The sequence below is a fragment of the Flavobacterium sp. genome, assembly GCF_046155325.1.
Classification (GTDB): Bacteria; Bacteroidota; Bacteroidia; order Flavobacteriales; family Flavobacteriaceae; genus Flavobacterium.
This window is the reverse complement of the sequence record NZ_JBJXDQ010000032.1, coordinates 1-10,744: the sequence shown is the minus strand read 5'-3', so window position 1 is coordinate 10,744 and position 10,744 is coordinate 1. Positions and strand designations below refer to the sequence as shown.

General features: G+C 34.9%; 9 protein-coding genes. 6 read left to right on the top strand and 3 right to left on the bottom strand.

The window, feature by feature from the left end; translation table 11 throughout:
* The 6 genes from ACKVOD_RS02375 to ACKVOD_RS02350 all read left to right on the top strand — a co-directional run.
* Nucleotides 1-765, top strand: a 765-nt coding sequence (locus ACKVOD_RS02375) for a stage 0 sporulation family protein (RefSeq protein ID WP_409207881.1), incomplete at its 5' end; no start/stop codon positions are given.
* Entirely contained in the window at nt 749-1,228 is a 480-nt protein-coding gene (locus ACKVOD_RS02370; RefSeq protein ID WP_409207880.1) for a gliding motility lipoprotein GldH, read from the top strand. The genes ACKVOD_RS02375 and ACKVOD_RS02370, both read left to right, overlap by 17 nt.
* 10 nt (nt 1,229-1,238) lie before the next feature.
* Nucleotides 1,239-3,533, top strand: a complete 2,295-nt coding sequence (locus ACKVOD_RS02365) for a penicillin-binding protein 1A (protein ID WP_409207879.1) — start codon at nt 1,239-1,241, stop codon at nt 3,531-3,533.
* 211 nt (nt 3,534-3,744) lie between these two features.
* Nucleotides 3,745-4,449, top strand: a complete 705-nt coding sequence (locus tag ACKVOD_RS02360) for a CoA transferase subunit A (protein WP_409207878.1) — start codon at nt 3,745-3,747, stop codon at nt 4,447-4,449.
* Between the two features lie 28 nt (nt 4,450-4,477).
* Nucleotides 4,478-4,822, top strand: a complete 345-nt coding sequence (locus ACKVOD_RS02355) for a four helix bundle protein (protein WP_409207877.1) — start codon at nt 4,478-4,480, stop codon at nt 4,820-4,822.
* A gap of 39 nt (nt 4,823-4,861) precedes the next feature.
* A complete protein-coding gene (locus tag ACKVOD_RS02350; protein ID WP_409207876.1) occupies nt 4,862-5,518 on the top strand; it encodes a CoA transferase subunit B in 657 nt (218 codons plus the stop codon).
* Nucleotides 5,519-5,635: 117 nt separating this feature from the next.
* Here the strand turns inward: ACKVOD_RS02350 and ACKVOD_RS02345 are convergent, their stop codons facing one another.
* The 3 genes from ACKVOD_RS02345 to ACKVOD_RS02335 form a co-directional block, all read right to left on the bottom strand.
* Nucleotides 5,636-7,237: a fumarate hydratase gene (locus tag ACKVOD_RS02345; RefSeq protein WP_409207875.1), complete on the bottom strand. Its 1,602-nt coding sequence runs from the start codon at nt 7,235-7,237 to the stop codon at nt 5,636-5,638.
* A gap of 311 nt (nt 7,238-7,548) precedes the next feature.
* The gene (locus tag ACKVOD_RS02340; protein WP_409207874.1) at nt 7,549-8,862 is read right to left on the bottom strand and encodes an ATP-binding protein; all 1,314 of its coding nucleotides are present in this window, start codon (nt 8,860-8,862) and stop codon (nt 7,549-7,551) included.
* Nucleotides 8,863-9,281: 419 nt separating this feature from the next.
* Entirely contained in the window at nt 9,282-10,721 is a 1,440-nt protein-coding gene (locus tag ACKVOD_RS02335; protein WP_409207882.1) for a nucleoside recognition domain-containing protein, read from the bottom strand.
* Nucleotides 10,722-10,744: the final 23 nt, after the last annotated feature.

Here is a 10,744-nt window from a genome sequence, read left to right as displayed (position 1 = left end):
CAAGGCGATGGATCAAAAGCAACTTTCTACTATACTGCCAATGATAGAGTTGATTTTAGACTTTTAATCAAAGATTTTGCAAAAGAATTTAGCTCTAGAGTCGAAATGAAACAGGTGGGACTTCGCCAAGAAGCCGCTCGACTAGGGGGTATTGGTTCTTGCGGCAGAGAATTGTGTTGTTCGACTTGGTTGACTGATTTTAGAAGTGTGAATACCTCAGCAGCTCGTTACCAACAACTTTCCTTAAACCCACAAAAACTAGCGGGTCAATGTGGAAAATTAAAATGTTGTCTTAATTATGAACTAGACACTTATATGGACGCCTTAAAAGGGTTTCCTGATTTTGATACAAAATTATCTACAGAAAAAGGAGACGCAATTTGTCAAAAACAAGATATTTTTAAAGGACTGATGTGGTTTGCTTATACCAATGATTTTGCAAATTGGCATGTACTAAAAATAGAACAAGTAAAAGAAATTCTTGCCGAAAACAAACTAAAAAACAAAGTCCCTTCGCTAGAAGATTATGCTATAGAAATTGTAGTAGAACCTGAAAAACATTTTAATAATGCTATGGGTCAAGAAAGTTTAACTCGTTTTGACCAACCTAAAAGAAGCAAAAAATCAAATAAAAATCGAAAATCAGGAGGAGAGAATGTTATTGTGGCTAATAAAAATAACAATTCGAACAATCCTAACCAAAATGCAAAACCTCAAGAGCCTAGAAAACCAATAATTATTACTAAAAATGAAAATAAACTATAGTATTTTATTTTTGTTGGTGACGTTTCTTTTTTTTTCTTGTGATAAAAAAAGAGTTTTTGATGAGTATAAATCCGTTGGTAACTCGTGGCATAAAGATAGCATTGTAAGTTTTGATTTGCCTATATTAGACTCTGCCAAACGATATAATTTATTTGTGAATTTAAGAGCAAACAATGATTATCCCTTTAATAACCTTTTTCTAATTGTATCCTTAGAAATGCCCAATGGGTATACTAAAGTGGATACTTTAGAGTACCAAATGGCAAATCCAGATGGAGAAATACTCGGTAACGGATTTACAGATTTAAAAGAAAGTAAGCTTTTTTATAAAGAAAAAGTGCGATTTAGAGGAAAGTATAAAGTTAACATCAAACAATCTCTCAGGGAAAGCGGAAAAATTCAAGGAAAAAAAAATCTAGAAGGAATTACAGATGTTGGGTTTAGAATTGAAAAAATAGATTAAAAAATAAATTATGGCGGTTCAAAAAAATATAGAAAAAGATATCCATTACTATAAAAATAAATTTTGGAAGGTTTTCTTTTATAGTTTAGGAGGTGGATTAGTATTCTTCTTATTTGCTTCATGGGGTCTTTTTGGATCAATGCCTTCATTTGAAGATTTAGAAAATCCAGATTCTAATTTAGCTACTGAAATCATATCATCTGACGGAGTGATTTTGGGAAAATATTTTGAGAAAAATAGATCCCAACTTAAATATTCCGATTTGCCAAAAAATCTAGTTCAAGCCCTTGTAGCAACTGAAGATGAGCGTTTTTATGAACATTCCGGTATTGACGGCAGAGGAACTTTGAGAGCCATCGCTAGCTTAGGAACAAGCGGAGGGGCAAGTACATTGACCCAACAATTAGCCAAACAGTTATTCCACGGAGAAGGGTCTAAATTTTTACCTTTTAGAATTGTTCAAAAAATTAAAGAATGGATTATTGCTATTCGTTTAGAACGACAATATACCAAAAACGAAATCATCGCCATGTATTGCAACGTATATGATTTTGGAAATTATTCCGTGGGAGTAAGTTCAGCTGCAAAAACCTATTTTTCAAAAGAACCTAAAGATCTTACTATCGATGAATCTGCAATATTAGTGGGTATGTTTAAAAATTCAGGGTTATACAATCCTGTAAAAAATGCACAAGGGGTCAAAAACAGAAGAAATGTAGTACTTGCCCAGATGGAAAAAGGAAAAATTATTACCGAATCACAAAAAGAAAAACTACAAAAACTTCCCATCACTTTAAACTTCAAATTGGAAAGTCACCGCGAAGGAACAGCCACATATTTCAGAGAATACCTTAGAGATTATATGAAAAAATGGATGGAGGAGAATAAAAAACCCGATGGTTCAGATTATAATATTTACAAAGACGGTTTAAAAATTTACACCACTATCGATTCGAGAATGCAATTGCATGCTGAAGAAGCCGTTGAAAAACACATGGCAAATCTACAAGAACAATTTTTTATTGAGGCTAAAACCAATAAAAATGCACCTTTTGTAAACATTTCGGATGCTGAAACCCAACGCATTCTTAAACAAGCTATGAAAGCATCCTACCGTTGGACTGTAATGGCGGAAACGGATAAAAGCGAAGAAGAAATTATAGCGTCTTTTAGTCAAAAAACAAAAATGAAAGTCTTTACCTGGAAAGGAGAAAGAGATACTATTATGACTCCACTAGATTCGATTCGATATTACAAACATTTTCTACAATCAGGCTTAATGGCTATGGAACCACAAACTGGTAGTATAAAAGCTTGGGTAGGTGGCATAAATTACAAATATTTTCAGTACGATCATGTTGGACAAGGCGCCAGACAAGTGGGATCTACATTCAAACCTTTTGTCTATGCCACAGCAATCGAACAATTAGGAATGTCGCCGTGCGATACAATTGTTGACGGTCCCTTTATGATTCGAAAAGGTCGTCACCATGTTACTGAAGATTGGGAACCAAGAAATTCTGACAACCGATACCGCGGAATGGTTACTTTAAAACAAGGTTTAGCCAATTCAATCAATACCATTTCGGCAAAATTAATTGATAAAACTGGTCCCGAAGCTGTTGTAGAATTAACTCATAAATTAGGTGTGAAATCCGAAATCCCTGTACAACCCTCGATAGCTCTTGGAGCAGTTGATATTACTGTTGAAGATATGGTTGCTGCTTATGGAACTTTCGCCAACCAAGGCGTTTATATTAAACCACAATTTATAACTAGAATTGAGGACAAAAGCGGTGTCGTAATCTACGAGCCCATCCCTGAATCTCATGATGTTTTAAATAAAGACATTGCTTATGCTGTTATCAAATTACTCGAAGGGGTAACCGAAGGCGGTTCTGGAGCAAGATTAAGAACGCAAGGCGGAGGAAGTGGTGACAATCGCTGGACAGGATATCCGTACCTGTTTACTAACCCTATTGCGGGCAAAACCGGTACAACTCAAAACCAATCGGATGGTTGGTTTATGGGAATGGTTCCAAATCTGGTAACAGGTGTTTGGGTAGGCTGTGAGGACCGCTCTGCAAGATTCAAAAGCCTAACTTATGGTCAAGGCGCAACAGCTGCTTTGCCGGTTTGGGGATATTTTATGAAGCTTTGTTATGAAGATGAAACCCTAAAAGTTTCTAAAGAAGATTTTGATCGACCAGCTAATTTATCTATAAAGGTAGATTGTTATACCCGCCCAGCCGTCGTAAAAGACACCACCGATATTCAACAAGATACTGAGGAATTCGAATTGTAATTTTTTTATTTGGAGCTATTTCCAGCTATTCGTTACAATCTTTTAAAGCTTCCAGCCTTTTGAAGGCTGGAAGCTTTAAAAGGATTTCCACTTCTATCTGGGCTAGGGCATTTGTTTTTAGAATGAAATTTGTGTGACACTTAAATATCTTAATGGTTAAAAATAATTTGGACCCATTAAATCCAAAAAGATCAATTAACGTATAATTATTATGATCAACAAAAAAGTTAACGACGTTCACGAAGCACTCCAAGGAATCGAAAACGGAATGACACTTATGTTAGGTGGTTTTGGGCTTTGCGGGATTCCTGAAAACTCCATTGCCGAATTAGTCAAAAAAGAAACTAACAATCTCACCTGTATCTCCAACAATGCGGGAGTCGATGATTTTGGACTAGGCTTACTTCTTCAAAAACGCCAAATCAAAAAAATGATTTCTTCATACGTGGGAGAAAATGCCGAATTCGAACGCCAAATGCTTTCAGGCGAACTCGAGGTAGAACTTATTCCACAAGGTACATTAGCCGAACGTTCCCGAGCGGCACAAGTTGGCATTCCTGCTTTTTTCACACCAGCTGGTTTCGGTACCGAAGTTGCCATTGGCAAAGAAACCCGAGAATTCAACGGAAAAATGCATATAATGGAACTCGCTTTTAAAGCTGATTTTGCTATTGTAAAAGCCTGGAAAGGCGACACGGCAGGAAACCTCATCTTCAAAGGAACCGCCCGAAATTTCAATCCTTGTATGGCTGGCGCTGCCAAAATCACCATCGCCGAAGTCGAAGAATTAGTCGAAGCTGGAACCCTCGACCCCAACCAAATTCACACTCCTGGAATCTTCGTGCAACGCATATTTCAAGGGGAGAAATACGAAAAAAGGATTGAGCAGAGGACTGTTAGGAAAAGAATTAATTAATTTTTCAATGTGAAAATGTAATAATTATATGGAGAAAGAAAACATAATAGTTTCAAAGACAATTGATTTTTCATTAGACATTATCTCTTTCTGTGAGACTTTAGAGCAAAGCAGAAAATTTGTAATTGCAAATCAATTATTAAAATCCGGAACGAGTATTGGTGCAAATGTTCACGAAGCTCAAAATGCTGAAAGTAGGGCTGATTTCATCCATAAAATTAAAATAGCAGCAAAAGAAATTGAAGAAACAAAATATTGGCTAGTCTTATGTGAAAAATCACCAAACTATCCTTTTGAACCTACATTAAAATCCAAAATTAATGAAATTGGACTTATTGTATATAAAATTATAAGTAGTAGTAAATCTCGATAATTGGTAAATTATTACATTGTTTAATTGATACATTGTTTTATGCTAACAAAAGAAGACATCGCAAAACGCATCGCCCAAGAAGTCAAAGACAACTACTTTGTAAACCTTGGAATTGGTATTCCAACTCTAGTAGCTAATTATATCCCCGAAGGAATCGACGTTGAGTTTCAAAGCGAAAATGGCGTTCTAGGAATGGGTCCTTTTCCTTTCGAAGGCGAAGAAGATGCGGATATAATCAATGCCGGAAAACAAACCATTACCACCTTAAAAGGCGCCTCGTTCTTTGATTCAGCGATGAGTTTCGGAATGATTCGCGGGCAACACGTCGATTTAACCATTCTTGGCGCCATGGAAGTTGCCGAAAACGGCGATATTGCCAACTGGAAAATCCCAGGAAAAATGGTCAAAGGAATGGGCGGAGCAATGGACTTAGTAGCTTCGGCCGAAAATATCATCGTGGCCATGATGCATGTTAACAAAGCTGGAGAAAGTAAAATTCTTAAAAAGTGTACTTTACCCCTAACAGGCGTCGGATGCGTAAAAAAAGTCGTTACCGAATTAGCCGTTTTAGAAATAACTCCAAAAGGGTTTCAACTCTTAGAACGCGCACCAGGAGTTTCAGTAGATCACATCATCGCTTCTACGGAAGCCACTTTAATTATCGAAGGAGAAATTCCTGAAATGGTTATTAATTAAAAAAAAACGCAAATTCGCAAATTTCAAATCTAAAAAACTTTGGAATAATTTGCGAATTTGCGGTTAAAAAAATCTTTGTGAACTTTGTGTTTTTCTTTGTGTCTTCGTGGTTAAACTTTACAGATTTTCAAAGAAATCATTCCCTTTATCATCCGTAATAATAAAAGCCGGAAAATCTTTAACGGTTATTTTACGAACGGCTTCCATGCCTAATTCTTCAAAATCAACTACCTCAACTTTCACAATATTGTCTTGTGCTAATATTGCCGCAGGACCACCGATAGACCCTAAATAAAACCCACCGTAGGTTTTACAAGCATTCATTACTTCTTTAGTTCTATTTCCTTTGGCGAGCATAATCATACTCCCGCCTGCTTTCTGGAATTCTTCTACATACACATCCATTCTACCAGCAGTAGTTGGTCCAAAACTTCCTGATGGCATTCCCTCTGGAGTTTTTGCAGGTCCTGCATAATAAATGGGATGATTTTTAAAATAGTCTGGCATGGGTTTACCAGCATCCAATAATTCTTTGATTTTGGCATGGGCAATATCACGAGCAACAATCAATGTTCCGTTGAGTTTCAATCGAGTTTTGATTGGATATTTTGATAATTCAGCTAAAATTTCTGCCATCGGACGATTCAAATCTACTTCAACTGCTGGTTCTAAATGTGGCGGTGTTGCAGGCAAAAATTGTTGTGGATTAACTTCTAATTGCTCTAAGAAAACACCGTCTTTGGTTATTTTCCCTTTGATATTTCTATCGGCAGAACACGAAACTCCTAATCCAACAGGACAAGATGCGGCATGACGTGGTAAACGAATAACACGAACATCATGTGCAAAGTATTTACCGCCAAACTGCGCTCCAATGGCGCTTTCTTGGCAATACAATAATACTTTTTTCTCCCATTCTAAATCGCGAAACGCCTGACCAGCCATGTTTCCAGAGGTAGGTAAATTGTCAAAATATCCTGCAGATGCTTTTTTAACCGTAGCCAAATTTGCTTCGGCAGAAGTTCCTCCAATCACTAAAGCCAAATGGTATGGCGGACAAGCCGATGTTCCTAAATCTTTTATTTTTTCGCGAACAAATTCCTCCATAGATTTGTCGTTCAACAGCGATTTTGTCTTTTGGTATAAAAATGTTTTGTTAGCTGAACCGCCTCCTTTTGTTAGAAATAAAAATTCATAAGTAGCTCCTTTTTTAGCATAAATATCTATTTGAGCCGGAAGATTCGAACCTGAGTTTTTTTCTTCAAACATCGAAATAGGGACAATTTGAGAATACCGAAGATTCTTTGATTGGAAAGTGTTGAATATTCCTTTGGATAACCATTCAGCATCATCAACTCCGGTATAAATGCTTTCTCCTTTTTTTGCCATCACAATGGCTGTTCCAGTATCTTGACAAGATGGCAATTGCCCTTCAACTGCCACTGATGCATTTTGCAACAAATTGTAAGCTACAAATCGATCGTTATCTGTTGCTTCTGGATCGTTTAGAATATTATTTAGTTTTTGCAAATGGGCTGTTCGCAACATAAATGAAACATCGTTCATCGCTTCTTGAGCCAACAATTCTAAGGCTTTGGGGTCAACCGATAGAATTTCTCTTCCTGCAAATTGTTCAAGTTTAACGTAATCAGAAGTAAGTTTTTTGTATTCGGTATCGTCTTTTAAAATGGGATAAGGATCCTGATATATAAAGTCCATTTTTGTTCTATTTTTGAAGCGTAAAGTTAGGGAATTTGCAGTAAAATAAATCTAGAACTCTTTTAAATTATATTAATAAATGAATCATAAAGTATTTATATTTGAAAAATTTAATGAAAACAAATGCTCGATTTTGAAACCTCATTACTATTAAAAATAATTTCATCTGTATTTTTTCTTATTTCTGGAATAATATGGAAGAATATCTTGATTTATGATGCTCCCCAAAAACAATACAAAAGAATCACATAATTTAAGATAGAAATTAATAACCTAAATTAACAAAAAGATATCTGCTGCTATCCTTTTTGTTAATTAAGCACATTTTTTACTGCATAGAAAGGGTAAATTTTTATTTTATCCATTTCTGAAAAATTTTCTAAAGACAATCGCATTCCAAAATCAGATTTTTTTTCTTCTAAAAATAAATACATACTTTGCATTGCACCTTTAGTCCCCGCTTTTACTTCAATAGGGATTATTTTGTCTTGTTTCTGGATGACATAATCTACTTCGGCTTGACTGTTTTTCGATTCTCTTTGCCAATAATATAGGTGTGTTTTTTCATAGCAGGAAGTATTTTTTATCAATTCTAAGCCTACAAATAACTCAGCAATATTCCCTTTGTTAATAATATTAAAATCGTCTTCAATTAATAATTGTGCAATATTAAGCCCTAGAATTCTTTGAAAAATTCCAGTATCAAAAAGCAATATTTTTCTTTTTTTAGGATTAATTTCTGCGCCAATAGGAATGCCATTACTAGCTGAGTGGGTAACGGAATAAACTAATCCCGCCATTTCTAACAATGTCAAAGCCTCTTTTATTTGCACATTACTCAATGTGGAATTTGGATAAGAATAACTGAATTTGGTTCCAACTTGTTGTACTACGGCATTAAAAACTTCCCTTATTCTTGCAGGATTTACCCTGTTTTTATATTTTGCAAAATCAGCTTGAATAGACAGTATTAAATCGTCTAAAATGCGTTGCGTTTCAAGCATATCTCCTTTTGAAATATATGATTTTACTGCTTCTGGCATTCCCCCAATAATTAAAAATTTCTTTAAATAGGTTTTGATTTTTTGATGAACTATTTCAGATAATCCTTTTTGAGTAGTGGCGTTATTAAGTACTTCTAGTAATCCATTTTCTTTATTTGCCAATAAGAATTCTTCAAAGGAAAGTGGGTACATAAAAATGGAACGAACTCTCCCAACTCCAAAAGATGGTATTTCTGATAACGCAAATTCTAATAAAGACCCTGCGGCAATAAGATGTAAATGAGGCATTTTTTCATAAAAATACCTTAGTGAAGAAATGGCAGGAATACAAGATTGAACTTCATCGAAAAATAATAAAGTTTCACCTGCTACAATTGGTGTGTTGGTAATTACCGAAAGTTGCTCGCATATTGAAATTGGGTCTAAATCTTTTTCAAAAATAGTAGAATAACTTGGGTTTTCATCAAAATTAATTTCAACAAAATACTTAAATTTAGTAGCTAAATTCTTCACCGCCGACGACTTCCCAACTTGCCTTGCGCCTCTTATCATAAGGGGTTTTCTGATGGGTAATTGTTTCCAAATTTCTAATTCGCTATCAATTTTTCTTTCTAAATACATATTTGTTTATTGATATTTTAGACAAATATAATAAAATTCCAAATCAATATTGATTCTATTTTAATAAAAATCCAAATCAATATGCAGTAAAATTTGATAAAAATCCAAACCAATCTAAAAAATTAGTGTTACAAATACTCCAATCCAAAATGATAATATCATTCCACAAATGCTAATCGTTACGATTTTTGTAAAGTAATGTTTATAAAAGTTCAGTTTAAATAACAAAAAAGATTTTCGGTTGGTAGGTTTTTCAGGTCTTTTCTTGTGTTTTTTTTAATGAAATTTGTGTATTTGTTATATAAATTATTTGGTTATAGAAACGGTAGTTATTAATACAAAAAATGTTAGCAATGCAAAATTCATTTTGGAATTAGCAAAAAAAAAGGCGAAAGTGGAAAAATATTAAATGGGGAAGATTAAAAAAACCAACTCGCCACAAAAATTGCCGTTATCACACACATCACATCTACAACAAGCATGGTGCCTAATGCGTAACGGGTATTTTTAATGTTAACAGAACCAAAGTAAACGGCAATTACATAAAAAGTACTTTCGGCGCTACACTGAAAAATACTACTTAATCTTCCGGTCATAGAATCGGCTCCAAAAGTGTTCATAGAATCGATCAAAAATCCTCGTGATCCAGCAGAACTAAACGGTCTCAATAAAGCTACAGGAAGTGCATCGGTTATTTCTTTACTTACCCCTAAATTCGAAAAAGCAAAAGCAATCCATTGGCTAATAATTTCAAATAAACCACTGTTTCTAAATAAAGAAATAGCCACTAACATCCCTAAAACATAAGGAAAAATGGTAACGCCAGTTTTAACGCCATTATTAGCCCCCGATACAAAAGCTTCATAAACAGTTGTATTTGCTTCGGTGAATTTCTTTTCTTTTATGAATGATAATAGCAACGTAAAAAGTATAATTCCAACTAATATTAGCGCTGATAAATTAGAAGTAAAAAAGTTTTTTCCAATTAAGTCTAGATGGTTTACATACATCAACAAACCAACAATTGCAGCAATTAACACCATTAAGCCAATTACTAAAGAAGCGCTTTTGAAATTGATTTTTTGTTTAATTCCAACTATCAGAAAAGCAGCAATGGTGCCAATAAAAGAGGTAATTATACAAGGCAACATGACGTCGGCTGGGTTGGTCGCTCCAGCAGCAGCGCGATACCCAATAATGGAGGTGGCTATCAAAGTAAGTCCTGAGGCGTGCAGGCACATAAACATAATTTGCGCATCGCTAGCCTTGTCTTTTTCTGGATTTATTTCCTGTAAACTTTCCATTGCTTTCAGTCCAAATGGGGTAGCTGCTGAATCCAACCCCAAGAAATTAGCAGCAAAATTCAAGGTCATATAAGAAATCGAAGGGTGATTTTTGGGAATACTTGGAAACACTTTTACGAATACGGGACTTAATCCTTTTGCCAGCTTTTCGGAAGCACCAGAAATAATTAAAAGCTCCATCAAGCCACAGAAAAAGGCCAAATACGCCATCAATGGCAGAATCAAATCAATCAATGTAGCTTTACAAGTAGGCAAAAACCCGTCTGATTTTTGAACGCCACTAAAAATTTTTACTGTTTTATTGGTGTAAACATAAGTAGAATCGGCGTCTAACGTATCTCGGTTGACAATCATCGTTTCGTCAGGAGCGTTTTTAATACTGTCTTTTATAAAAACGGGTAATTGCTCGATATACTTTTCTGAAATTAATATAGGATCATCCTTTTTTCCGTTCAAAACATGATCTATTGTATAATTTTTGCCCGAAAACAAACTGATCATGACAAACAGGATAGACGAAATAAAAATAACCAACCAAAATCTACTTAATACCATAATTTCTAATTTTTGTAAATGTA

Bases quoted from the DNA above. Each gene is read 5' to 3' on its own strand.
- ACKVOD_RS02340 (WP_409207874.1), bottom strand. From the start codon at position 8,862: ATGTATTTAGAAAGAAAAATTGATAGCGAATTAGAAATTTGGAAACAA.
- ACKVOD_RS02370 (WP_409207880.1), top strand. From the start codon at position 749: ATGAAAATAAACTATAGTATTTTATTTTTGTTGGTGACGTTTCTTTTT.
- ACKVOD_RS02355 (WP_409207877.1), top strand. From the start codon at position 4,478: ATGGAGAAAGAAAACATAATAGTTTCAAAGACAATTGATTTTTCATTA.
- ACKVOD_RS02335 (WP_409207882.1), bottom strand. From the start codon at position 10,721: ATGGTATTAAGTAGATTTTGGTTGGTTATTTTTATTTCGTCTATCCTG.
- ACKVOD_RS02350 (WP_409207876.1), top strand. From the start codon at position 4,862: ATGCTAACAAAAGAAGACATCGCAAAACGCATCGCCCAAGAAGTCAAA.
- ACKVOD_RS02365 (WP_409207879.1), top strand. From the start codon at position 1,239: ATGGCGGTTCAAAAAAATATAGAAAAAGATATCCATTACTATAAAAAT.
- ACKVOD_RS02360 (WP_409207878.1), top strand. From the start codon at position 3,745: ATGATCAACAAAAAAGTTAACGACGTTCACGAAGCACTCCAAGGAATC.
- ACKVOD_RS02345 (WP_409207875.1), bottom strand. From the start codon at position 7,237: ATGGACTTTATATATCAGGATCCTTATCCCATTTTAAAAGACGATACC.